Below are 26,669 nucleotides of genomic sequence, written 5' to 3'. Positions count from 1 at the left end.
AGAACCTGGACTGCTGTGATCGCAGGGTCCAGAAAAATTCTCGCATGACCTTCCGGAGCGGCGTAAGAGATTTCTCTTCCCGGGCTGCAGAAGTCCTTCCGATGCGCAGAGTCGCACGTACTTCGTGTCCTGTGGACGGGACGGGAAATCTCCACTGTGAAATACGAGGAGCCCTGATGAGTCTTTCCTCGTACCGGGGAGCGCCCTATGCTCGGACCACGCGGCGCGGAATGCGGTGATTCCTGGATTCCCAAGCACCGATGGCGACCGGTCGGCGCCGCTTGCATTGCTAAGAATCTCCGAGAGGCGAAGCCACATGGCGAAATCCGCGGGCGCGGCGGTCAGTCACGCATTGAGCGCCCAAGAGCTCGAGCAGTTTCAGCGTGATGGATTCATCGGCCCCTTCGATGTGTACGCACCCGGCGAGATGGAGTCTGCGCTGCAAGCTATGCGGCCCAAGCTGATCGACAGCCGGCAGGGTGTCTATCACCAAGGGGACGCGCTGTCCGGGACCACCAACCTGGCTAGCTATGACCGGCACCTGGACGTCGACTTCCTGGCCAGGCACATAACCCGGGCGGAGATCGTCGACCGCGTGACGAGTGTCCTCGGAACCGACGCTCTGTGCTGGCGCACCGAGTTCTTCCCCAAGTACCCCGGCGACGAAGGGACCGACTGGCACCAGGCGGACAACTTCGCCAACGTGGGCAAGTACCCGCAGATCGTATGGCCCGAGGACGCGGGCTTCGGTGGCGCCCTGACGGTGTGGACCGCCTTCACGGACTCGACGATCGAGAACGGCTGTCTTCAGTTCATCCCGGGCTCACACAGGACGATGAACTACGACGAGAACAAGGCCATCGAGTACGACGCGGACCGCATCAACCAGAGCGTCAAGAACGGGGTCCGGCGGGGGTTCTATGGCTACGACTACCGGCAACTGCAGAAGGACCCGAACTGGAGCCCGGACGAGTCCCGGGCGAAGTCGATGGTCATGCGTCAGGGCCAGGCCATCATGTTCTGGTCGACGCTCATGCACGCATCGCACCCGCACAGCGGGCTGACGGACAAGATGCGCCTGGGCTTCACCGCACGATACGTCCCCACGGCGGTCCGCGTGTACCCATACCAGGACACCCTCTCTGAGTACGGGGTCGAGGTCAGCCTCGACAAATGGGGCTGTGTGCTGATCTCCGGCGAGGACCGGTTCGGGCACAACCGTTTCACCGACCGCACGATCAACGGTGTGCCGTTCGAGGTGCGATGAGGACCGAGGGAATCGACACGGAAGTCGTGATCTGTTCCGAGGCGGCGCTGCTGATCCATCAGGAGATCAACCGGACAGCGGTGCCCTATCCCCGGGACAGCAACGTGGTGGAGCGCTTCGAATTCTGGGCGGACCTCCGCCCGGACGCCTCCGCCGTCCGCCAGGGCGAACGCACGCTCAGCTACCGCCGACTGAACCACCTTGCGAACGGGCTGGCCCTGGATCTGGCGACACAGGGCGTCCGCGAAGGCACGACCGTGGCGGTGTGCGTAGCCCGGTCGCCGGAGATGCTCGTGGCGCTGCTGGGTGTCCTCAAGTGTGGCGGAACCTACGTTCCCGTGGACATCCAGTGGCCGGACGAGCGACTGCACGCCGTGCTCGACGATGCCAACTGCGAGCTGTTGCTCAGCGATCAGGCCCCTCTGCTGGAGAAGCGGACACAGGACGCTGGCTGCCGTGTCGTGCAGATCGGCGAAGAGACACTGCGCCCGCTCGGCACCAACCCCGTCTGCCCGGCCGGACCGGAGAGCATCGCCTGCATCAACTTCACCTCGGGCTCGACCGGTCGGGCGAAGGGCGTGCCGATCTTCCACCGTGGCATCGTCCGCCTCGTACACAGTGCGAGCTACGGCCCGCTGGACGAGCACAGCCGCGTGCTGCAGGTGACACCGGTGACCTTCGACATCGCGACGTGGGAGATCTGGGGTGCGCTGCTCAATGGCGGGACATCCGTGATGTATCCCGCGGAGCCGATCCAGCTGTCACACCTCGACCGTGTCATCAAGGAGGGCGGCGTCAACATCCTCCTGCTGACGACAGCCCTGTTCAACTCGGTGGTGGACGAAGCCCCGGAGGCGCTGGACACGGTCGCCACCATAACCAGCGGTGGCGAGGCCCATTCGCACCGGCACATGACGAAGGCCCTGGAGAGATACGGGCCGGGCCGCGTGGTCAACCTGTACGGGCCGACCGAATGCACCTGCATCGGGACCTGGTTCCCGGTTGACCAGCCGCCGCGGGAGGGTGTTCCGCTGCCTATCGGACGACCGATCCAGAACACCAGGCTGTATGTGCTCGCCGACGACGCGGGACGCCTGTGCGAGCCGGGAGAGGTTGGTGAGATCTGCTTGGCCGGCGACGGCCTGGCGGCCGGATACCTCGGCCGGCCTGACCTCACACGGGCGGCCTTCGTCCACCGGCGCATCGACGGTACCCGGGAACGCCTCTACCGGACGGGTGACCTGGGCAGCCTCCTGCCCCACGGGGACGTGGTCTTCGAAGGCCGGTTGGACGACCAGGTCAAGATCAATAGTTTCCGGATCGAACTGGGAGAGATCACCCATCATCTGAACAGCCATCCGCTGGTGAAGCAGAGTTGTGTCGCTGTTCGCGACAACCGCGGCGACAAGTCCCTTGTGGCCTTCGTCGTGCCGGCCGGCCCTAGCGCCTCACCGGCCGGCTTCCGCAACCACCTGGCGTCCAAACTGCCGCGCTACATGGTCCCGGCGCAGATCCACCTCTGCGACAGCTTCCCGCTCACGCCCAACGGCAAGATCGATCGCCGCGCCCTGCTCACCGCACATGCCCCGTCAGCGAAATCAGGAGAGTTCATCCCATGAGCGAAACGACCGATCAGTCGGCCGCGGGCACCATGACAGCGACGGAGGCCACACTCGCGGAGATGTGGCGCGACCTACTCGATCGGCCGGACATCGGCCGCGAGGACGACTTCTTCGAGTCCGGAGGCACCTCCCTCACTGCCATCAAGCTGCTGCAACGCGTGGAGAAGAGGTTCGGATCCGACATCCTCTCGCCGGACATGGTGTACGCCGACGCCACGCTCCGCAGCCTGGCCCGGGCCATCGACGAAGCAAAGGGGCGCGACTGAGGTGTCGTCGCCCTGGTACTCCGTCTACGCACCCCGCCCGGCGGCATTAGTACGTCTGTATTGCCTGCCGTGCGCTGGCGGGGGCTCGACGATGTTCCGGGCATGGGCGGATCGGCTCCCGCCCACCATGGAGCTCCGGGCGATTCGGCTGCCCGGACGGCACGGGTGGCATCCGGAGCCGCCCTTTACCGACTGCACGGTGGCGGCGGACACGCTGGCAAGCGTACTCGGGCCCGAACTGCGGCCTCCGTACGTGCTCTTCGGTCACAGTATGGGCGCACTCCTCGCGCACCAGCTGATCCTGGCTCTCGAACGCTACGGGCTGCCCCTGCCGGCGCTCTACGTCTCGGCTTCGTGGCTGGTCGAGGGCATCCCGATCGAGCGTCTGCCGAACCCGGCGAACTCCGACGAACAGTTCGTGGAGACGCTTCGTTGTCTCGGCGGTGTGCCACCCGAGGTGCTGTCGGATCCCGAAGTGCTGGCCTTCACGCTTCCCGTGCTGCGGTCGGACTTCGGGCTCTGCCGGACGTACACCTACCGAGCCGACGGAAACCCGCTGAGCGTTCCGGTGAGAGCGATGGGTGGCGTCGCCGACGGGGTGACCCCCATTGAACGGATGGCGCGCTGGCGTCATCACACGAAGCGCTTTCTTGGTACCCGGCGTTTCGCCGGAGATCACTTCTTCGTCCGTGACCAGGCGGACGAAGTCATCGCTGTGCTGGTCGACGACATCACCGCTGTCATGGCGGGGAGCCAGCCGGCCCTGCCCACCTCGTGACGGGAAATGCTCCCCCAGGGCATTCCATGGTCGAAATCTGAATTTCGCTGTCCTGTCGACCGGACGGCGACTCGGTGACTGCTGCTGAGGCGGGCATCATAGTTGGGGAATGGGTTAGCATCGTCGGGCCGAACCATTGTGTGATGCATCGCTTTGGGATTCGCCCTGGACGAGCCGCCCGTGTCATTCCTCTTGTTGTCCTCCGAGCATTCCGAGTTCTCTGAAGAAATACAGGAGGAACTCGCTCCCGCAATAGTCTTGCAATTCCCTTGGAGTGCCGCTCCGGGACCTCAACCACTCATCGCCAAGAGGAGCGCTGCGTCATGCCCATCGCCATCGACGACCTCAACGACCGCATTCGCCGTCATCGCTGCTACAGCCACCCGATCTTCGAGCACTGGGCAGCGGTTCGGCCCGAAAGCGCGGTCGTGGGGGCTCTGTTCCACCAGATCCGCAACTTCTGCGACGCCACTCGTCCCGGGGGCAAGTTCCCCGAGGCGCTGGCGATGCACCGGTTCTCCGAGGAGAGCGCACTGCTCCAGGAGATCATCGAGAGTGAGGAGAACCACGGACCCGAGCTCGCGACGATGGCCGGGTACATCGTGAACCGAGCCGCCGGCCGCGTGGTCTTCGGCGACCTGTACGACCAGGAACTGGTCGAGCAGGGGCTGAAGGAATTCTCCGATCAGCTGCTGAAGAACCTTCCGGGATACGACCCGAAGACCGGTCTTCTTGCCCAGACCCGGCGTGCGAGGGCGGTGTTCGACGGCCGGCAGCAGTCCGATCGGGAGGCCACCCTGCGCAACCTGGGAACCGCACTGGCCCTGGAGATGATCTCCAACCGTCACCTCATTCCCGGGGAGAAGATCGCGCTCGTGGACGCCGGCATCTATGAAGCGGCGCTAGAGGACCAGGAGATGCACTACCTGCTGGAGCACTGGGGCGAGATCGGTGCCGAGCAACAGCACGAGAAGAACGCCATCGCCGCGGTCGATTCCGTACTGAACGCTGAGACCGAGGCCCTGGTCCTGGAGGGAGCCGATGCGTTCCTCGACGCCCTGGTGGCTCTGTGGGACGTACTCGACAGCGCACTGCTGACCTCCGGTCAGCCGACGACTGAACTCGTTTCGGCCTGACCGAAGCCTGGAGTCCGCCGCCCACGAGGCGGCGGACTCCAGGCTCATGTCTCAGCGGAAGACTGGGGGACCGATAGTGGTACGGCCGTTGAAGGTCGCTGTTCTCGTCAAGCAGGTGCCGGGCCTCGAGAGCCTGCGGCTCGGCCCGGACCGCAGGTTGGACCGGACCGGGCGCGAGCTGGAGATGAACCCCTATTGCCGACGCGCCGTGGCTCAAGGGGTGGAGCTCGCTCGTCAGACCGGCGGCGAGTGTGTCGTCCTGACCCTGGGCCCGCCGTCCGCGGAGGACTGCCTCCGCGAGGCCGTCGCGTGCGGAGCGGACCGGGGTGTGCTGATCAGTGACGAGGCATTCGCCGGCAGCGACACCCTCGCCACGGCCCAGACACTGGCGGCCGCGCTGCGCAGACTGGGCCGGTTCGACCTCATTCTGTGCGGCCGTAACTCGGTGGACGCCGAGACGGGCCAGACACCGGTGCAGATCGCCGAGCTGCTCGGCCTGCCCATGGCGGCTGGTGTGCGCGAGCTGACGCTCACGGATCTCGCACTCCTGGTGCGTGCAGAGCACGACGACGGATGGCTGCGGACCGAGCTGCCCCTCCCCGCGCTGCTCAGCTGCGCCGAGCGGCTGATCAACCCGGCCAAGGCGGGATCGGCCGAGTGCGCCGCGGTACCCGAGAACCGCATCAGCCACCTGGATGCGGCGACTCTGGGGCCTGGCCCGTGGGGCGACGCGGCCAGCATGACGGAGGTCGGGGACACTCGGGGGACCACGGGCATGCGCCTGCGGTTGCGGTTGCGGTACGCCGGCGATGTCGACGTCCAGGTTCAGAAAGCTGTCCGCAAGCTGGCTGAACTTGGTGCCTTCGACTCCGCTGGCGAGCCACCGATGCCACCCGTCCCGGAGCCGGGCCCGTACCAGGGCGGCAGCGACATCGTGGTGCTGGCAGAAGAGGGCCGCGCTCGGCTGACCCGGGAGTTGCTGGGGCGTGCCGCCGCGCTGGCCGCCCCGACTGGACGACGGGTGACGCTTCTCGGCCCGGTGCCGCCGCCCCTCGCGGTCGCAGGAGCTTGGGGGGCCGACGAGGTACGCACCATCACGGGTTCGGACGCCGAGCAGGACATCTCCGCAGGGCTCGCCGAGTGGTGCTCCGCTCGATCTCCCTGGGCCGTCCTGGCACCGTCCACCATGTGGGGGCGCGAGATCACGGGAAGGTCGGCCGCCCGGCTCAACGCCGGACTGGTGGGTGATGCGATCGATGTCTCCATCAGCGCACAGGGCGGACTGGTCTGCTGGAAGCCGATGTTTAACGGCGGCCTCGTCGCGTCAGTGACCTGCCGATCCGCCACTAGTTTCATCACGGTCCGCAGCGGTGCCCTGCCCGTACTCGAACCGCGTGCCGCCGTCGCCGCCAGGGGAGCGGATCTGACCGTGCTTCCGCGACGGGGAGCACGAGCCACGCTGCGAGAATTCGACGACGACCTCGACGTACTCGCCCGTGCCCGCGCCGTCGTCGGCGTGGGCACGGCGGTTCCCCCCGAGGACTACCCCCTGTTGCATCCGGTCCTGCGGGTACTCGGCGCCGAACTGGCTGCCACCCGCAAGGTCACCGACCGCGGATGGCAGCCGCGTGCACGACAGATCGGCGTGACCGGCCGCAGTGTGGCGCCGCGGCTGTACGTCGCGATCGGCACCAGCGGCAAGTTCACGCACATGGCCGGTGTCGGCAGCGCGACCGTGGTGCTGGGAATCAACAGCGACCCCGCAGCGCCATTGTTCGACTCCGTCGACGTCGGGGTGGTCGCGGACTGGCGCGAAGCGCTCCCGCGGCTCGTGTCGGCCCTGGAACAGCACGGAGTGTCGCGCGGTTCCGCCCTGCTAGTGAGAGGAAGTACCGGATGAGGAACGGCGGCAGCCGCCCCATTTCCGTTCCTGGCGTCGTCGACGGCGCGTTGACGATATGTCAAGCGGCCAACCAAGAGATCTCTTTCCACGTTGAGTTTGGGGACACCCAGCCGGGACACCACGTCCAATTCGAATTCATTCTCCGGCCGGAACATGCGGAGTTGGTCCGCAACGTGCTGGCGGTCAGAGCGGATCCGGCCGTCTCGGTCGAGGCCTGGCCTCCGTCGGTTCCCTGTCAGGTGGGGATTCACGTGGATCGCTGAGCGGGACGTTCGGGGGAATGCAAAGCTGCGCCAGGTTGGCGGCCCGGCCAAGGCCGGGCCGCATCTATTCGTCGCACTGCTAAGGACCAGAATGAACGAGGCCCATCACCGCCTCATTGATCACTTCACAAGACATGACGTTCGGTTCGAAGAGATCGAACACTCGACGGCGGCCTCGGCTGAGGAATACAGCCGTGTTGTGGGCTCCGCCTTGCACGAACAGGCGAAGGCGCTCCTGCTGCGCCGGCACCGCCGTGAGGGTGGAAAGGATCTTGTCATCCACTCGCTTCCCGGTGACCAGCGAGCCGATCTCGATGCGCTGGCCGACGCCCTAGACGCCAAGCGGCTGCGGATGGCGAGCGCGGACGAACTCAAAGAGGCGACGGGGTGCAACTTCGGCGAACTGCCTTCCGTAGGCTCGATCTTCGGGCTCCCGCTGAGTATGGACGTACGCCTCTTGGAGCAGAGCAGGATCTTCTTCAACGCGGGTGTGCTGGACCGGTCCGTGATCCTCGCCCCCCATGACCTTCAGGCCCTGGAATCCCCACTCGTCGTGACTCCTACCGGGTACGGAGAGGGGTTTTGACGGTCGACGTCCGGCGGTGAGCTGCCGCCGGACGCCCCGGTCGGATTTCCTTCGGGACATTCGGCTGTGAATTGTATTGGCATCATACTGTCCTGTCGCCGGGACAGAATTGAGTACCCCGGCCGCATTTCATGAGTTCCCTCTTGACGGTCCAGTCACGGAGGGATGAGTGTAGAAAATGCACACATCCGTTTCGGTTCGGGATTCGGGCCTTGATGAGGGAGCGATACCTTGCGTTCGTTTGGTGTGTCGTCGGCGCAACAGGGACTTTGGATCAACCAGAAAATGGCGCCCCAGTTCTCCAACAATGCGGCGATGATCTGGGAAATTGTCGGTGACATCAATGTGGAGATTCTCTGCATAGCGATCCGACAGGTGTTCCGAGAGGCCGACGCCACCCTCATCAATTTCGTGGAGCATGAGGATGGTCTCCGGCAGGTGATCGGATCGCCCGATCGGTTGTCTCTGTTCTCGTTCGATGTCGGCGCCGAACCCGATCCGGAGACGGCCGCGCGCTCCCTGCTTGCCGACGTGATCGCCAAGCCCTTCGACCTCGAACACGATCTTCTCTACCGGGTCGGCATCGTCCGCCTTTCCCCGACGCGTCATCTCCTTTTCCAGGTGTTCCACCACGTGGCGACCGACGGGTTCGGCGTAGTCACTTTGCTGTCCACCCGAACGGCGGAAATCTACACAGCCCTGGTGGGCGGCCGACCCGTACCCGAGCCACGGTTCAACGGCGCCGAGACGATCGTGGATGCGGATCTGCGCTACCAGAACTCGGCCAAGTACCGCGAGGACGCACGCTTCTGGAAGGACTACCTGGCCGGGGACACTCCGCCGGCTCGCCTGCCCGCCCCCGGGACCGGCATGACGCGACTGCTGGGACCCGGTCTCGACGAGCGGAACGAGCCAGCCGACCGCTGGGTCGAGCTGACCGACGCGATCGGCGTGGTCAGCCGCGTGGTCTCGGTCCCCGCGAACGAGGTGTCGCGGTGGGAGGAGACGGCGGCCAGCCTGGGCGTGCGAATGCCGGCGTTGCTTGCCGCTGCCGTGACCGCCTACCTCGGACGACGATGTGGCCTGCCTGAACTGCTGCTCTCGCTCAGTACCAAGAATCGGGACGAGGCCGTGCAGCGCGTTCCCGGCCTGACGGTGAACATGGTGCCCATGCGGGGCAGGGTTCCCGTGTCCTCGACCTTCGCCGAGATCGTCGCGGACATTACGGCGGAGCGCCGCATCGTGTTCGCCCACGCACTGCACCATCGCTCCGACATCCAGCGCTCCGTCGGTGCTGTCGGGGGCGTGCGAAGTCCGTTCGGCGTGCTTGTCAACGTGATCCCGTACATCTCGGCGCTCGACTTCGCCGGCAGCCGGGCGCACCTCAACAGTGGTCCGTGGGGCACCGTCGAGGAGCTCACCATCTCGACATACCAGGACGGGCATCAGGACGGGGCCCTGAACATCCGTATGGACGCACCCGGATCGCAGTACAGTGCGGCCGAACTGCGACTACTGGTCGAGGAATTGGTCGACTTCATCAGAGCCGTTGTCGCCCGCCCCGACCTGCCCATTGGGCAGTTCGACGTGATACGCCCCGAGCACCGCGACCTCCAGACGGCCGAGGTCAACGACACTCACCGACCGACCTCTCCTTCCTCCCTCCCAAACCTGGTGCACCGTCAGGTCCTCGCCACTCCCGACGCGATCGCCATCGTCGACGGCGGGACGTCGCTGACCTACCGCGAACTGGAGGCCCGCGCCGACCGCCTCGGCGCCGAACTGCAACGCCGCGGCGTCGGTGGGGAATCGCTCGTGGCGGTCGTCATGCCCAGGTCGTCAGAGCTGGTCGTGGCGCTGCTCGCTGTGCTCAAGGCTGGCGGCGCCTACCTGCCGATCGACCCTGGCTACCCGGCCAGCCGGGTGGAGAGCATCCTCCGGGAGGCACGCCCCGTACTGGCGCTCACGTCCAGCGAGCACGCCGATGTAGTGGGCTCCGAAACCTGCCCATCGATGCTGTTGGACCGAATGCGATCCCTGCCGGATCGTGGTGTCTCCGGCGACGTGCAGGGGGACCGGCTGGCCTACGTCATGTATACGTCCGGCTCGACGGGTGTGCCGAAGGGGATAGCAGTTACGCACCGCAACATCGTCGATCTTGTGCTGGACGAGCGGTGGCAGTCCGGTCACGAGCGGGTACTGCTCCGCTCACCCCACGTTTTCGACGCGTCGACATACGAGATCTGGGTTCCGCTAGTTCATGGTGGCCGTGTCGTCGTGGCTCCGAGCGGAGACCTTGACGGAGCGGCACTCGCCGACCTCGTCAGTGGTGAAGGACTGTCAGCCCTCTTCGTGACGACTGCTCTCTTCAACCTCCTGGCCGAGCAGGATCCACGGTGCTTCACCGGACTGACGCAGGTGTGGACGGGCGGTGAGCGGGTCAACCCGACGGCAGTCCGGACCGCCGTGCGTGCCTGCCCGGCGACCACGTTCGTCCATGTCTACGGGCCGACCGAGACGACGGTCTACGCGACCTGCCATCCCGTCGGGACGGGCGAGGAGACGGGGCACGACATACCGATCGGCCGGCCCATGGACAACATGCGCGTCTACGTGCTCGATGAGGCGCTGCGACCGGTCCCTCCGGGGAGTTCGGGCGAGCTGTACCTGGCGGGCTCAGGCCTCGCACGCGGCTACCTCGGCCGGGGCGCGCTCACCGCGGAACGCTTCGTGGCCTGCCCGTACGGGCAGGCCGGCGAGCGGATGTACCGGACCGGGGATGTTGTCATCTGGACGGAGGACACCGAGCTGGTCTTCGTCAGCCGAACCGATGACCAGGTCAAGATCCGTGGCTTCCGGATCGAGCCGGGTGAGATCGCCGGAACTCTTCTGAACCATCCCGGCGTTTCTCACGCCGTGGTCGTCGCCCGTGAGAATCCGGGAGTCGGCGGCGGCAAGCAACTGGTGGCCTACGCGGACGGGGCAGAATCGCTGACCTCCGACGACCTGCGGACGTTCCTCGCGGACCGGCTGCCGGAGTTCATGATCCCCGCGGTCTTCGTCGTACTGGACCGGCTGCCGGTGACCACCAACGGAAAACTGGACCGGGCCGCCCTGCCTCCCCCGGACCTCGCCCACAAGCCGTACCGGGCGCCGCGCACGCCGCGGGAGGCAACCCTGGTGCGCCTGTTCTCTGAGCTGACCGGCGTGCACGAGGTCGGCATCGACGACAACTTCTTCCTGCTCGGCGGGCATTCCCTGCTCGTCACCCGGCTCGTCAATCGCATCCGGGCCGAACTGGGGGCCGAGATCTCCATCGGGGTGGTGTTCTCCAGCCCCACCGTCGCCGACATTGCCGGATGGTTGGAGACCGAAGGTCCCGCGCGACCGCAACTTCGAGCGACGGCCCGCCCGGCACGCGTGCCCCTTTCCTACGCCCAGCAGAGGCTGTGGTTCCTGCACCGGTTCGAAGAGCCTTCGGCGGTTTACAACATTCCCGCAGTGTTCCGGCTGGCCGGCCCGCTGGACGAGGTCGCGCTCTCCGCCGCTCTCCGTGACGTCATGGCACGCCACGAGTCGCTGCGGACGCTCATCGCCGAAGACGACCTCGGAGTTCCCTACCAGCGTGTCCTTCCCACGGCGGAGACGCTGATCGACATACCCGTGGTGCCCGTGAGGGAGGACGAGCTCGAGGCCGCGGTACACCACTCGGCCTCGCGACTGTTCGATCTCACCCGTGATCTGCCGGTACGCGCCGACCTCCTGCGCCTCTCCGCCGAGGAGCACGTCCTGGTCCTGGTCCTGCACCACATCGCGGGCGACGGCGAATCCATACTGCCTTTGGGCCGGGACCTGGCCGAGGCGTACCGGGCCCGGTTGCACGGCCATGCCCCCGACTGGGCGGACCTACCGGTTCAGTACGCCGACTACACACTGTGGCAACAGCAACTACTCTCCCACGGACCTGACGGAGATGGAGTGCTGAACCGCCAGCTGGAGTACTGGCGGACCGAGCTCGCGGGAGTGCCCCAGCCGATACGGCTGCCGACGGACCGCCCGCGCCCAGCGGTGGCCAGCCACCGAGGCGGCTTCGTCGGCTTCGCCGTAGAGCCCGAACTCCACGCCCGGGTGGCGGAGATGGCCCATGCTCACGGCGTCACCCCGTCAATCGTCCACCAGGCCGCGGTCGCCGTACTTCTCTACCAGATGGGCTGTGGAGACGACCTCGCCATTGGTTCGCCCATTGCGGGACGCACCGACGAGGCACTGGCGGACCTGGTCGGTTTCTTCGTGAACACCTGGGTGTTGCGCGTGAGGCTGTCCGGACACCAGCCGTTCGAGAGTGTCCTGGAGCAGGTCGGTGCGAAGGCCCTGGCCGCCTACGACAACCAGGAGGCGCCGTTCGACCGTCTCGTCGAAGTACTCAACCCCGAGCGCTCGTTGAGCCACCACCCCTTGTTCCAGGTGATGTTCGCCTGGCAGGACGTGCTGCCCGGCTTCGACTTAGACGGGGTGCCCGCGCGATGGACCTTCGCGTCCACCGGAACCGCCAAGTTCGATCTGCTGTTCCACCTGAGCCCGGACCCCGAGGGGCGGGGACTGCGCGGCGGGATCGAGTATGCCGATGACCTGTTCGAGCGAGAGAGCGCCAAGGCTATCGCGGAACGCTACGTCCGAGTGCTGCGGCAGGTCGTCACCGACCCAGCGCGGCCGGTGGGTGCTGTCGAGGTCCGCACATCCGCCGAACGTGCCGGCCACGCGGCCGTCGACGTACCAGTGCCGAACGGCACGATCAGCGGAGAAATCCTCCGCTGGGCCACCGCTACCCCCGAAGCCGTGGCTGTGGTCCAGGGCCAGATGGAGCTCTCCTACCGTGAGCTGAATGCCCGCGCCGACCGGCTGGCTCGCGATCTCGTCGACAGGGGCGTGGGCCCGGAGACGGTCGTGGCGATCGCTGTGCCGCGTTCGCCGCAGTGGGCCGTGGCCACACTGGCGGTGCTCAAGGCCGCCGGCACCTGCCTGCAGGTCGACCTCGCCCAGCCCGCCGACCGCATGGGGCACATACTGTCCGACGCGGCGCCCCGCCTGGTGCTCACCGATGAGCCGAGCGCACAAGCGCTGCCCGACACCGATGTTCCGCGGCTCCTCATCCCGTCAGCCGTCGACGGGCAGGCAGGGGCCCCTGTCCCGGACCGCGCGCTGCCCGACGGACTGGCCTTCCTGCTGTACGTGTCCGGCCCGGACGGACACCCGCGCGGGGTCGGCCTGACCCATCGGACGCTGCTGTCGTCGTTCACGGCCCGGAGCGGGGACACCCGGCCCGACCGGGACGACGTGTGGGCATGGTGCCACGAGCCCGCGTCCGACACCGGAGTGTGGGAGGTGTTCGGCGCCCTCGTGCACGGGGCCCGCGCGGTGGCGGTCCCTGACACGGTGTCACGCTCCCCTGAAGCCCTGGGGAAACTCATTGCGAGCGAGGCCGTGACAGTGCTCACCGCCGAACCGCCGTTCTTCGACGAGCTGGTGCACGCCGCGCAGCGCCTCGGCGGGCTCGGCACATCCAGGCCGCGCACCGTGTTCCTGGCCGGTGAACGGCCGGAACCGGAGAGGCTCACCGAGTGGACCGCCCAGCTGCCCGGCACCACCCTGGCCAGCCTTTACGGCTACGAGGCGGCGATCGTACGCACCACGGCCGACGGCGCCTCGACCGGTGCGGCCCGGGTGCACGTCCTCGGACCGGGTCTCGCCCCGCTGCCCCCGGGCTCCGTGGGCGAGGTGTACGTCGCCGGTGCCTGTCTCGCACGCGGGTACCAGGGCACCTCCGGCCTGACCGCCGAGCGATTCGTGCCGGACCCGTTCGGTCCACCCGGGACGCGGATGTACCGCACCGGTGACCTGGCACGACGGAACGCGGCCGGGACTCTGGAGTTCGTCGGCAGGACCGGCAGGCGGGTCCGTGTGGACGGCATGTGGGTCGAGCCGGCTGAGGTGGAGGCCGCGCTGCTCGCCTACCCCGGCGTCACCGAAGCCGTTGTACGCGTTCGGGAGGACCAGCCCGGCGACTGGCGACTGGTGGGATACGTGGTCGCGGATATCGCGGCGGCCGGTGAGCCGGACATCGACCTGACCGCTGGCATCTCGGTGGCGGATCTGCGGTCGTTCGTGGCCCGCCGGCTCCCGGAGCCCATGATGCCCTCGACGATCGTCGTGCTGGATCGGTTGCCGGTGACCGCGTCCGGTGAGGTGGACGTCGCCGCCCTGCCCGTTCCGGGTACCTCTTCGCGCACCTATCGGGCACCCGCTTCGGCGGTCGAGGAGATCCTGGCCGCCATCTACTCCGAGGTCCTGGGGCTGGACCGGGTCGGTGTCGACGACGACTTCTTCGCCCTCGGCGGCGACAGCATCCGCTCCATCCAGGTCACGGTCCAGGCACGCGCGGCCGGGATCAGGGTCGACGCACGGCAGGTCTTCGAATGCCGGACGGTCGGCCGTCTCGCCGAGGCCGCGGCCACCGAGGACCAGGGGCCGGTCCTGGCCGAGCTTCCCGGCGGCGACACCGGATGGATGCCGCTCCCGCCGATCGCACGGTACGTCCTCGGGCTAGGCGGCGACTCCTCGGCGTTCGCGCAGAGCATGCTGCTGACACTGCCGCACGATGTGGACGAGGCCAGGCTGACCGCGACCGTCTCCGCCGTACTGGACCACCACTCCGTGCTGAGATCCCGCCTCATCCCGGGGCCCGACGCCGGTTTGGTGACCGGTTTGCCCACCGATGTCACCGACATCCTCCGGCGCTCCGACTGGGCCGGCATGCCCTCTGGAACCGCATGGACCCGTCTGCTGGACGAGGAAGCCCGCTCCCTTGCTGCCGAACTGGACCCCGTCTCGGGCGTGATGGTTCGGATGCTGTGGTTCCCCGCCCCCGGTTGTCTGTTGGTGGTGGTGCATCACTTGGTGGTGGACGGGGTGTCGTGGCGGGTGTTGTTGGGGGATCTGGCGTTGGCGTGGGGTGTGGTGCGGGGTGGTGGTGTGCCGGTGTTGCCGGTGGGGGGTACGTCGGTGCGTCGGTGGTCGCATGCGTTGGTTCAGGAGGCGTTGTCTGACGAGCGGTTGGGGGAGCTGGAGTGGTGGCGGGGGGTGTTGGCGGGTCCGGATGTGTTGGTGGGGCGGCGGGCGGTCGATCCGGTGGTGGATGTGATGTCCACGGTGGATTCGGTGCGGGTGGAGTTTTCGGTTGGTGTGACGGATGCGTTGGTGCGTGGGTTGCCGGGTGCGTATCGGTGCGGGGTGGCTGATGGGTTGGTGGCCGGGTTGGTGGTGGCGGTTCGGGGCTGGAGGGGAGGTGGGGACGGTTCGGTTGTGTTGCGGTTGGAGGGGCATGGGCGGGAGGAACAGGTGGTGCCGGGTGCGGATCTTTCGCGGTCGGTGGGGTGGTTCACGAGTATGTTCCCGGTTCGGTTGGAGGTAGGTGGGTTCGATGTGGGTGAGGTGGTGGCCGGGGGTGGGGCTGCCGGGGGGTTGGTGAAGTCGGTCAAGGAGCAGTTGGCGGCGGTGCCGGACAAGGGGCTTGGGTATGGGTTGTTGCGGTTCTTGAATCCGGATACGGCTGAGGTGCTTGCTGGTCTGCCGATGGGCCAGATCACCTTCAACTACCTGGGCGACCTCGTGTCCGAGGCCGGCTCCGACACGAGTGACGGCGCGTGGGCCCCGGCTCCCGAGGGGGGCGGGCTACAAGCGTGGCCTGCCCCGAACCTTCCTGTGATGTCGGCCCTGGATGTGTCGGTGGCCGTGACGGGGGAGGAGCCCCGGTTGTCCGCGGTCCTCAGCTTCCCCACGGGTGTCCTGTCCGCGTCGGAGGTGCGCGAACTGGCGGACTCATGGCGTGCCGCGCTGGAAGGGCTCGCTCGGCATGTCACGACCCCCGGAGCGGGCGGACTCACCCCCTCAGACCTGCCGCTGGTCAAGGTCGACCAACGCGACATCGAGCGGTGGGAGGAGCGCTACCCCGGTCTCGCCGACGTATGGCCACTGACCCCGCTCCAGTCAGGGTTGCTGTACCACGCCGCGCTCGCCGGATCCTCGTTCGACGCCTACCAGGTCCAGTTGGTCCTCCACCTCGGTGGGAACGTCGAAGCAGACCGCATGCGCGCGGCCGGTCAGGCACTACTGGACCGACACACGAGCCTCCGTACCGCATTCCTTACCGCGGACGACGGCGAACCGGTGCAACTCGTCGTCGACGGAGTCGTGCTGCCCTGGCAGGAGATCGACCTGAGCAGCCTGCACGACGACGAGATCTCCCTGGCACTCGACCGGTTCCTCACCGAGGACCTGGACCATCACTTCGCCCTGGACACCCCGCCCCTGCTGCGGCTGACCCTGATCCGTACGGGCCCTGACCGTGCCGAACTCGTCTTCACCTCGCACCATCTCCTGTTCGACGGCTGGTCGCTGCCGGTACTGATGACCGAGCTGATACGCCTCTACGCCACATCGGGTGACCCGGCCGTGCTGCCCAGGCCGCGTGACTTCCGGCAGTTCCTCGCATGGCTGTCCGGGAGGGACCAGGAGGCTTCGACTCGGGCGTGGGGCCACGCACTCGACGGTATCGAGGAGCCCTGCCTGCTCGCCCCCGCGCTGACGGCTCCGGCGACCACCCCCGGCCCGGACGGACGGATCGGGCGGCACGACGTGCCACTGTCCGTCGAGGACGCGATCGTGGCGTCACGGCGTGCCGCCGAACTCGGCGTCACGGTCAACACCCTGCTCCAGGGGGCATGGGGGCTGCTGCTCGCCCAGCTCACGGGGCGCCAGGACGTCGTGTTCGGCACCACCGTGTCGGGCCGGCCTCCCGAGGTTCCCGGATCCGACACCATGGTCGGGCTCTTCGTCAACACCGTGCCCACCCGGGTACGGTTCACTCCTTCGGACACCGTCGCCGACCTGGTGACCGGCCTGCAGCAACAGCAGACCGTACTGCTCGAACACCACCATCACGGGCTCACCGATCTGCACCGGCTGGCCGGGCTGGACGTCCTGTTCGACACCCTGGTCGCCTATGAGTCCTACCCCGTCGACCGGGCGGGGATCAACGACGCCCACATGGCTGCGGGGGTCCGGGTCACCGGTATCCGCCCGTTCACCGTCACCCACTACCCGCTCACGGTGATCGCTGCGGCCGACCCGTACCTGCGCCTGCATTTCCAGTACCAGCAGAACCTGATCAGCCAGGATGCGGTGGAGGATCTCGCCGCGCGGTTTGCGCATGTGCTTCGCAGGCTCACCGCCGAGCCCGGCACCCGGTTGGCAGACCTGGACCTTTTGCTGCCAGGGGAGCGCGACGTTCTGGTGCGCGCGTTCAACGACACGTCCGTGCCGTTGCCCGAGCTGACCGTGCCCGACCTGGCGGCACGTCAGGCCCGTCTAACGCCCGAGGCGACCGCGGTCACCGACGAGCGAAATTCCCTGACCTACCAGGAACTCGAAACCAGGGCGAACAAGCTGGCCCATGCCCTGATCGACCGCGGTGCCGGCCCCGAGTCCGTGGTCGCGGTGGCACTCCCGCGATCGGCAGAGCTGGTCGTGGTGATCCTCGGAGTGTTGAAGTCCGGCGCGGCCTATCTCCCGCTCGACCCTGAATTCCCCCGGGCCCGGCTCGACCACATCCTGTCCGACGCCCGACCGTTGCTGATCCTCACGGACGGGACGGCCTCGGAGACCCTGCCGTGCCCGGAGATCCCGAGGCTCCTGGTCGAAACGCTCCCCGAGTCGGTGGACAGCAATCCCGGGCGCCGCACACGACCGGACAACGCGGCCTACCTGATGTACACGTCGGGGTCGAGCGGCACTCCGAAGGGCGTGGTGATCACCCACGGCAATGTCGTCAACGGCGTGGCCGGCTTGGTCGACAGCGTGGGCACAGCGCCGGGCGGCCGCACGCTGGCCGGCACGTCGATCTCCTTCGACGTGTCAGTGTTCGAGATGTTCACCACCCTGAGCACGGGCGGCACCGTGGAGGTGGTCCGCGACGTGCTGGTGCTGGGCGAGCGGGAGCGCTGGGACGGCAGTGTGCTCAGCACGGTGCCGTCCGCGTTCGCAGAGCTGGCTGAACGCCTGGAGGGCCGCGTCACTGCAGACGCGGTCGTGTTCGCGGGCGAGGGCCTCTCCGTCGGGCTCGCCGATAGGGCCCGGGACGTGCTGCCCGGCGCCCACGTCGTCAACGCCTACGGACAGAGCGAGACGTTCTACGCCACCACGTTCACCGTGCCGGACAGCCGCGACCTCCCCGCCGAGTCCGGTGTGCCGATCGGGGTGCCCCTCGGCAATGTACGGGTGTACGTCCTCGGGCCGGGACTCGCTCCTGTGCCACGGGGCGTGCGCGGCGAACTGTACGTCGCGGGCGCGTGCATGGGCCGGGGATATGCCGGTCGGCCGGACCTGACCGCGGAGCGGTTCGTACCGGACCCGTTCGGCCCGCCGGGATCCCGCATGTACCGCACGGGCGACCTGGGCCGGCACAACGCGGACGGGCAACTGGAGTACGCCGGACGTGTCGACGCGCAGGTGAAGGTGCGCGGCTTCCGCATGGAGCCGGCCGAGGTGGAGGCGGCCCTGGCCGAGCACCCGGCCGTCGGCCAGGTCGTGGTCATCGCCATCGGCGGCGGGGCTGGGTACCGCGTGGTGGCCTACGTGATTCCCAGCGGTGAGACGTCCTCTCAGGACATACGGGCGTTCGCCGAGACCCGCCTGCCCTCCTACATGGTGCCCTCCGCCGTGGTGCTCGTGGACCGCTTCCCCTTGACCCCGAGCGGAAAGCTGGATCGACGAGCGCTCCCCGAGCCGGAAGTCACCACCACCACGTACCGGGCTCCGCGCACCCGAGGTGAGGACGTGCTGGCAGGCCTCTTCGCCGAGGTGCTGGAGCTTCCCCGGGTCGGCGTGGACGACGACTTCTTCGCATCGGGAGGACACTCCCTGTCGGCCACCCGGCTGGTCGGCCGTATCCGTGCCGAACTGGGCGTGGAGGTCCCCATCCGCGCCGTGCTGGAGGCGCCGACGGTCGCCCGGCTGGCGGCCCGCCTACGGGACGACACGCGGGTGCGGCCCCCGCTGACCCGCGCGACGCGACCCGAGCGCATCCCGTTGTCGTACGCGCGCAGCGCCGCATGTGGTTCATCGACCGCTTCGAAGGGCCCTCCGCCACCTACAACCTACCCCTGGCGGTCAGGTTGCACGGCGCCCTGAACGTGTCCGCGCTCGGCTCCGCGGTCGTGGACGTCATCATGCGGCACGAGAGTCTGCGCACCCTCATCACCGAGGACGACACCGGAACCGCGTACCAGAACGTGCTCCCCGCCGAGCAAGTCATGCCAGACATCCCGGTCCTGACCGTGACCGCGGACGCCGTGCCCCCTCTCATCGCCGAGCTCGCCGCCCACGAGTTCGACCTCTACACCGAACTGCCGATCCGCGTACGGCTGTTGCGCCTCGCGCCCGACGAGCACGTTCTCGTGCTGGTGCTCCACCACATCGCCGCCGACGGGGCTTCCGCGGCACCACTGACCCGGGACCTCTCCACCGCCTACGCGGCGCGGAGTGGGGGCCGGGCACCGCAGTGGCCCCAGCTGCCAGTGCAGTACGCCGACTACACGCTGTGGCACACCCGTCTGCTCGGCGACGAGGACGACCCGGAGGGTCTGCTGGCCGAACAGACCGGATACTGGCGTACCGAACTGGCCGATGTCCCGGTGCCGATCCACCTGCCGACCGACCGGCCCAGGCCCCCGGTGGCTAGTCATCGGGGCGACCGGGTCGACTTCTCGATCGACCCCGAGCTGATGTCGGCCGTCGACGCACTGGCCCTGTCAAACGGAGCGACCGCGGCGATGGTGCTCCAGACCGCGCTCGCGGTGCTGCTGCACCAGCTCGGCGCGGGAGAGGACATCACCATCGGCTCACCGATCGCGGGTCGTACCGACGAGGTGGCGGCGGACCTCGTCGGCTTCTTCGTCAACACCTGGGTGCTCCGGGTCGGACTGTCCGGCAATCCTGCGTTCAGCGGGCTGCTGCAGCAAGTGCGCGGCAAGGCGCTGGCGGCGTACGACAACCAAGACGCGCCGTTCGAGCGACTGGTGGAACTCCTCAACCCCGACCGTTCCACCGCATACCATCCGCTGTTCCAGATCATGTTCGCCTGGCAGAACACAGCCCCCGTGGAACTCGACCTGCCCGGCCTGCACATGACCACCGAACAGATCCCACCCCTCACCGCCAAGTTTGACCTCCTGGTCAACCTCGCTCCGGACACGGACGGCGGCGCCTCCGGTGCCATCGAGTACGCCACCGACCTCAACGACCGGGAGAGCGTCGAGCGGTTCGGCGAGCGCTTCCTCCTCGTGCTGCGCCAGATCACGGCCGATCCGGAGACGCGGATCGCCACCGTGGACGTACTCCACGACTCCGAGCGGGACCGGCTTCTGCGTACGGTGAACGACACCTCGGCGCCACTGCCGGAGGCGACGGTCACCGATCTGTTCGAGCAGCAGGCCGCCGCGACGCCCACCACCACCGCGGTGGTGTGCGGGGACACGGAGCTGACCTACCAGCAGCTGCGGACCCGCGCTGTGGGGCTGGCCGGAGCCCTGACCCGAAGCGGAGTGGGCCCGGAGACCCTGGTGGCCATCGCTCTGCCCAGGACACCGGACCTGGTCGTGGCGGTCCTGGCCGTTCTCATGGCGGGCGGAGCCTATGTTCCGGTGGACCCCGCCCACCCCAGCCGACGGCTGGGCCACGTCCTGCACGACGCCAAACCGCACCTGGTGCTCACCGACGCCACGGCCGAGTCCACACTGCCGCTCGACGGTTTCCCGACACTGCGGCTCGACGAGGCGGGTGAGGCACCGTACCGGAGCCCGGTAGGGACGCGAGCGGACAACCTCGCGTACCTCATGTACACCTCGGGAACGACTGGCCTGCCCAAGGGAGTCGGCATCACCCACGAGGCGCTCGTCAACGGCGTGCTCGCGCTCGTCCGGACAGTGGGTGTGACGCACCGGACCCGGATGCTCGCCGGCACCTCGATCAACTTCGACGTGTCCCTGTTCGAACTGCTCACCACCCTCTGCGTTGGTGGCACCGTCGAGCTGGTGCGGGACGCGCTGGCGCTCGGCGAGCGCGACGGCTGGCACGGCGGCGTGCTGAGCGCTGTGCCCTCGGTGCTGGCCAGCCTCGTCGACGACATCGTCGATGGCATCGAAGCCGACGCGGTGGTACTCGCGGGCGAGGCCCTCCCGTCCGGGCTGGTCCGGCGGATCCGGGCCGCGCTGCCTGGTACGCGGCTGATCAACGCATACGGCCAGAGCGAGTCATTCTACGCGAGTGCTTACGTGGCCACTGAGGACGACGAGACGCGCGCCTCGGGCGTCGTGCCGGTCGGCACGCCTCTGACCAACATGCGGATGTACGTGCTGGGCTCCGGCCTCACACCGGTGCCGCCGGGCGTGGTGGGCGAACTCTACGTCGGTGGGATCGTCGGCCGTGGATACCGGGGACGCCCCGGCCTCACGGCCGAGCGGTTCGTGCCGGACCCGTTCGGTCCGCCCGGTACGCGAATGTATCGCACGGGCGATCTCGCACGGTTGACTGCTGATGGCAATGCCGAAGTGGTGGGCCGTGCTGACACGCAGGTGAAGGTGCGAGGTTTCCGTATCGAGCCAGCCGAGATCGAGGCGGTCCTCACCGGGCATCCGGGAGTGGCGCAGGCCGTGGTGGGCGTGCACGAGGAGCCCCGTGGCGGCAGGCGGCTGGTCGGCTACGTCGTCCCGACCGGCCACGGCGCCCTGGAGGACGACGTCGACCTCACCATGGGTCTGTCGGTCACCGAACTCCGCGGCTACCTCTCGGCCAGGCTGCCCGACTACATGGTGCCCACCGCCTTCGTTCTCCTCGACCGGCTGCCCCTGAACACCAACGGCAAGCTGGACCGCGCGGCACTGCCCGAGCCCGAACGGGCCTCGGTCACCTACCGGGCGCCCACGTTGGCGCCGGAGCAGGTCCTGGCCGGCGTGTACGCCGAGGTCCTGGGGCTGGACCGGGTCGGTGTCGACGACGACTTCTTCGCCATCGGCGGCGACAGCATCCGCTCCATCCAGGTCGTCGCCCGGGCCAGGACCAGGGGCGTCTCCGTCACGCCGCGCCAGGTGTTCGAGCACCGCACCGTCGCCGAGCTGGCCCGCGCGGCGCTGGCACAGAGCGAGGAGAGCGAGCGCCCGACACTGGCCGAACTGCCCGGTGGAGCAGTCGGCTGGATGCCGCTGCTGCCGATGGCCCGCTACCTGCTCGAACTCGGCGGTCACCACGAGCGGTACGCCATGTCAACCGTGCTGGATCTGCCGGAGGGGATCACCGAGGAGGGACTGGCCGCCGTCCTGACCGCCGTGGTCGACCGACACGACGCGCTGCGGTCAGTCCTCACCACCGGGCCCGCGCCGGGCATGGTCGTGGGTGCCCCCGGGACGGTCGACCCCCAGGCATGGACAAGGGTCGTCGACTGGGACGGGAGCGACGGCTGGGAGGGGCGTGTGGCGGCCGAACTCGACGCCGCAGCCGCTCGCCTCGCCCCCACCGAGGGAGTGATGGCGCAGTTCGTCTGGCTGCGACCGCAGGCGGGCCCCGGTTGTCTGTTGGTGGTGGTGCATCACTTGGTGGTGGACGGGGTGTCGTGGCGGGTGTTGTTGGGGGATCTGGCGTTGGCGTGGGGTGTGGTGCGGGGTGGTGGTGTGCCGGTGTTGCCGGTGGGGGGTACGTCGGTGCGTCGGTGGTCGCATGCGTTGGTTCAGGAGGCGTTGTCTGACGAGCGGTTGGGGGAGCTGGAGTGGTGGCGGGGGGTGTTGGCGGGTCCGGATGTGTTGGTGGGGCGGCGGGCGGTCGATCCGGTGGTGGATGTGATGTCCACGGTGGATTCGGTGCGGGTGGAGTTTTCGGTTGGTGTGACGGATGCGTTGGTGCGTGGGTTGCCGGGTGCGTATCGGTGCGGGGTGGCTGATGGGTTGGTGGCCGGGTTGGTGGTGGCGGTTCGGGGCTGGAGGGGAGGTGGGGACGGTTCGGTTGTGTTGCGGTTGGAGGGGCATGGGCGGGAGGAACAGGTGGTGCCGGGTGCGGATCTTTCGCGGTCGGTGGGGTGGTTCACGAGTATGTTCCCGGTTCGGTTGGAGGTAGGTGGGTTCGATGTGGGTGAGGTGGTGGCCGGGGGTGGGGCTGCCGGGGGGTTGGTGAAGTCGGTCAAGGAGCAGTTGGCGGCGGTGCCGGACAAGGGGCTTGGGTATGGGTTGTTGCGGTTCTTGAATCCGGATACGGCTGAGGTGCTTGCTGGTCTGCCGATGGGCCAGATCACCTTCAACTACCTGGGACAGCTCACCGCGGCGGACATGCCTGCCCGCGACCGTGGCTGGACGGCCGACACCCATTTCGGCGCACCCGCCCCGGACGCCGACCTTCCTGTGATGTCGGCCCTGGATGTGTCGGTGGCCGTGACGGGGGAGGAGCCCCGGTTGTCCGCGGTCCTCAGCTTCCCCACGGGTGTCCTGTCCGCGTCGGAGGTGCGCGAACTGGCGGACTCATGGCGTGCCGCGCTGGAAGGGCTCGCTCGGCATGTCACGACCCCCGGAGCGGGCGGACTCACCCCCTCAGACCTGCCGCTGGTCAAGGTCGACCAACGCGACATCGAGCGGTGGGAGGAGCGCTACCCCGGTCTCGCCGACGTATGGCCGGCCACCTCCATGCAGTCCGGGCTGCTTCTCCACAGCATGCTGGCCGGCGCCTCCTTCGACGCCTACCACGTTCAATTGGTGCTCCATTTGGAAGGAGCCGTGGACCCGGTACGGATGCGGGCGGCAGGTCAGGCCCTGCTGGACCGGCACACGAGCCTCCGTACCGCATTCCTCACCGACTCCTCGGGACAGCAGGTCCAGGTCGTACTGGAACGGGTGACGCTGCCCTGGCGTGAACTCGACCTCCGGATGCCGGAGTCGGCGGAGGAGTTCGAGCAGCTGCTCGCCGAGGACCATGCCGCCCACTTCGCCCCGGACGTACCACCGCTGTTGCGAATGACCCTCGTCCGCACGGGTTCTCACCACGCCGAACTCGTCCTCACCGCGCACCATGCTCTGTTCGACGGCTGGTCACTGCCGCTTCTGATGAAGGACCTGCTGCGGCTGTACGGATCCGGCGGTGATGCCTCGTCGCTGCCGCGGACGCGCGGCTACAAGGACTTCGTGACCTGGCTGTCGGGTCAGGACCAGGCAGCCTCGCTCCGTGCCTGGTCCCACGCGCTCGACGGGTTGGAGGAGCCCACAATCCTCGTCCCCGAGGCAGAGGGCGCAGCCGCCGAAGGCGGCCTCGACCAGATCGAGGTGGACCTGCCGCCCGACGTCGCCCCCGCCCTGACCAGGCGGGCGGCCGAGCTGGGTGTCACCATGAGCACCCTGGTCCAGGGCGCGTGGGCGACGGTGCTCGGGCTGCTGACCGGCCGACGCGACGTCGTCTTCGGTGCCACGGTCTCTGGCCGACCGGCCGCGGTGACCGACGCTGAGTCGATGGTGGGCCTGTTCGTCAACACCCTGCCCATACGGGCTCGTTACTCGTCTCGCGACACGCTTGCCGACCTGCTCGACAAGCTGCACCGGCAGCATGTCGAGCTGCTGGACCACCACTACTGCGGGCTGCCCGACATCCAGCAGCAGACAGGCCTGGGCACCTTGTTCGACACCCTCGTACTGTTTGAGTCCTATCCCGTCGACCGAGCCGGACTCGCCGAGGCGAACACGGCCGCTGGCATCACCATCACGGGCATCCGGCCCAGGACCGGAACGCACTACCCGCTGATTCTCGCCGCGGACGCGTCTCCTCACCTCCGGGTCGCCCTGCAGTTCCAGCCCGACCACCTCGACCGGGAGCGGGTCCACCACATCGCCGACCGGCTCGCCCACGTTCTGACGCGGCTCGCTGCAGACCCGTGCACACCGATCGCTTCGGCACTCACGCTCGACCCTGCCGAGCGTGAGTTGCTGCACCAGTACAACGCCACGGCCCAGCCAGTGCTGGACGCGAACGTCACGGAGCTGTTCGAAAGGCAGGCCGAGGCGGGCCCGGACGCGGTCGCCGTGATCGCCGGCGCCACGACACTCACCTACCGGGAGCTCGATGCACGGGCCAACCGGCTTGCGCACTGGCTTGTCGAGCAGGGCGTCGGGCCCGAGCGGCGGGTGGCGCTGGCCCTGCCGCGGTCAGCCGACCTGCTCGTCGCCATGCTGGCCGTCCTCAAGGCCGGCGGCACCTACGTCCCGGTCGACCCGGACCACCCCGAGACGCGGATCGAGTTGGTGTTCCGCGACTGCGAACCGGTCCTGGTGCTGGACGGCGAAGCGGCGGCCGGGGACTTCAGCACGTACCCGGACACCGCACCTGATGCCAGTCGCTGCCCGGCGGCAGGACTCGCGTACATCCTCTACACCTCAGGTTCCACCGGGACCCCCAAGGGTGTCGGGGTCTCCCACGGCGCACTTAACAACTTCCTCGCCGCCATGCGGGAACACGTCCCGCTGCATCCGGGCGACCGGCTGCTGGCGGTCACCACCGTTGCCTTCGACATCGCAGCCCTGGAGCTGCTTCTTCCTCTCGTGACCGGCAGCGCGGTGGTCCTCGCGGACAGGGAGGACATCGCTCAGCCCACGGCGCTGGCCGCTCTGATCCGGCGGCATCGGATCACGGTGATCCAGGGCACGCCGTCGCTCTGGCGCATGCTCGTCTCCCAGGTCCCGGACGCGCTGCGCGGACTCACGGCGCTGGTGGGCGGGGAGGCATTCCCCGCCGACCTGGCCCAGACCCTGCCACAGTACGCGGATCGGGTCCTGAACCTGTACGGGCCCACCGAAACGACGATCTGGTCTACTGCGTCACCCGTCATGGCGGCCGCAGGCTCCCCAGCGATCGGCCGGCCGATCGCGAACACCCGGGTCTACGTGCTCGACGAGGACCTGCAGCCGGTTCCGCACGGCGTCGTGGGCGAACTGTACATCGCGGGCAGCGGCCTCGCCCGCGCGTACGTGAACCGCGCCGGACTCACGGCCGCCCGGTTCGTCGCCGACCCCTTCACCCCCGGCGAGCGGATGTACCGCACCGGCGACCTGGTGCGATGGCTGCCCGACGGCTCTCTGCACTACCTCGGCCGGGCCGACTTCCAGGTGAAGATCCGCGGTTACCGCATCGAACTCGGTGAGGTCGAGGCGGCGTTGCGTTCCCACCCGGACGTCGTCGGGGCCGTGGTGACGGTCCGCGAGGACTCACCGGGAGATCGCCGACTGGTCGGCTACGTAGTGACACGTCCGGAGGATTCGGCCAAGGAGGACGAGGCAGGGGCACTGCTCTCCGAGTTGCGGCAGCACGTCGCGGCACGGCTTCCGGAGTACATGGTGCCCTCGGCCGTGGTCGCCCTGGCCGAGATCCCCCTGACCTCCAACGGCAAGGTGGACCGGCGTGCCCTCCCCGCGCCCGACTACGCCAGTGCCTCGACCGGACGTCCGCCGCGCACACCGCGTGAAGAGGCCCTGTGCCGCCTGTTCGCGGAGGCCCTCGGGCTCGACCGGATCAGTATCGACGACGACTTCTTCGCGTTCGGCGGCCATTCGCTGCTGGCCACCCGGCTGATCGGCCGAGTCCGCGCCGAGCTGGGCGTTGACATACCGGTCCGGATGTTCTTCGGATCCCCGACCGTCGCCGGGCTGAGCACCCGCTGGTCGGACCTGGCGACCTCGGCCCGGCCCCGACTGCGCAAGATGACCGAGGAGTGAGAC

The 26,669-nt window shown here is 68.2% G+C and carries 9 protein-coding genes; all 9 read left to right on the top strand.

Annotated elements, in window-relative coordinates; genetic code table 11:
* Window positions 1-316: 316 nt before the first annotated feature.
* The 9 genes from M2163_RS05480 (at window position 317) to M2163_RS05440 (ending at window position 26,666) form a co-directional block, all read left to right on the top strand.
* Complete coding sequence (locus M2163_RS05480) at window positions 317-1,267, top strand: chlorinating enzyme (protein WP_141202792.1); 951 nt, start codon at window positions 317-319, stop codon at window positions 1,265-1,267.
* A complete protein-coding gene (locus M2163_RS05475; protein ID WP_280893269.1) occupies window positions 1,264-2,886 on the top strand; it encodes an amino acid adenylation domain-containing protein in 1,623 nt (540 codons plus the stop codon). The genes M2163_RS05480 and M2163_RS05475 overlap by 4 nt, the downstream gene beginning before the upstream one ends.
* The gene (locus M2163_RS05470; protein WP_141202790.1) at window positions 2,883-3,155 is read left to right on the top strand and encodes a phosphopantetheine-binding protein; all 273 of its coding nucleotides are present in this window, start codon (window positions 2,883-2,885) and stop codon (window positions 3,153-3,155) included. Before M2163_RS05475 ends, M2163_RS05470 begins: the two co-directional genes overlap by 4 nt.
* A 1-nt stretch (window position 3,156) precedes the next feature.
* Window positions 3,157-3,933 carry an alpha/beta fold hydrolase gene (locus tag M2163_RS05465; RefSeq protein WP_280893268.1) on the top strand — a complete coding sequence of 259 codons (777 nt, stop codon included), beginning with the start codon at window positions 3,157-3,159 and terminating at the stop codon, window positions 3,931-3,933.
* A gap of 323 nt (window positions 3,934-4,256) precedes the next feature.
* Entirely contained in the window at window positions 4,257-5,069 is an 813-nt protein-coding gene (locus M2163_RS05460) for a hypothetical protein (RefSeq protein ID WP_141202788.1), read from the top strand.
* 88 nt (window positions 5,070-5,157) lie between these two features.
* Window positions 5,158-6,969, top strand: coding sequence for an FAD-binding protein (locus M2163_RS05455; protein ID WP_280893267.1), 1,812 nt, complete (start codon window positions 5,158-5,160; stop codon window positions 6,967-6,969).
* Between the two features lie 357 nt (window positions 6,970-7,326).
* Window positions 7,327-7,821 carry a YbaK/EbsC family protein gene (locus M2163_RS05450; protein WP_280893266.1) on the top strand — a complete coding sequence of 165 codons (495 nt, stop codon included), beginning with the start codon at window positions 7,327-7,329 and terminating at the stop codon, window positions 7,819-7,821.
* Between the two features lie 285 nt (window positions 7,822-8,106).
* Window positions 8,107-19,065, top strand: coding sequence for a non-ribosomal peptide synthetase (locus M2163_RS05445; RefSeq protein WP_280893265.1), 10,959 nt, complete (start codon window positions 8,107-8,109; stop codon window positions 19,063-19,065).
* A complete protein-coding gene (locus tag M2163_RS05440) occupies window positions 18,987-26,666 on the top strand; it encodes a non-ribosomal peptide synthetase (protein ID WP_280893264.1) in 7,680 nt (2,559 codons plus the stop codon). The genes M2163_RS05445 and M2163_RS05440 overlap by 79 nt, the downstream gene beginning before the upstream one ends.
* The last annotated feature ends 3 nt before the right edge of the window (window positions 26,667-26,669 follow it).

It is taken from the genome of Streptomyces sp. SAI-135 (assembly GCF_029893805.1).
Classification (GTDB): Bacteria; Actinomycetota; Actinomycetes; order Streptomycetales; family Streptomycetaceae; genus Streptomyces.
This window is presented reverse-complemented; position numbering and strand designations above follow the sequence as displayed.

Excerpts from the sequence above, each read along its gene's own strand:
- M2163_RS05480 (WP_141202792.1), top strand. The coding sequence starts at position 317 with ATGGCGAAATCCGCGGGCGCGGCGGTCAGTCACGCATTGAGCGCCCAA.
- M2163_RS05475 (WP_280893269.1), top strand. The coding sequence starts at position 1,264 with ATGAGGACCGAGGGAATCGACACGGAAGTCGTGATCTGTTCCGAGGCG.
- M2163_RS05470 (WP_141202790.1), top strand. The coding sequence starts at position 2,883 with ATGAGCGAAACGACCGATCAGTCGGCCGCGGGCACCATGACAGCGACG.
- M2163_RS05445 (WP_280893265.1), top strand. The coding sequence starts at position 8,107 with ATGGCGCCCCAGTTCTCCAACAATGCGGCGATGATCTGGGAAATTGTC.
- M2163_RS05460 (WP_141202788.1), top strand. The coding sequence starts at position 4,257 with ATGCCCATCGCCATCGACGACCTCAACGACCGCATTCGCCGTCATCGC.
- M2163_RS05450 (WP_280893266.1), top strand. The coding sequence starts at position 7,327 with ATGAACGAGGCCCATCACCGCCTCATTGATCACTTCACAAGACATGAC.
- M2163_RS05440 (WP_280893264.1), top strand. The coding sequence starts at position 18,987 with ATGTGGTTCATCGACCGCTTCGAAGGGCCCTCCGCCACCTACAACCTA.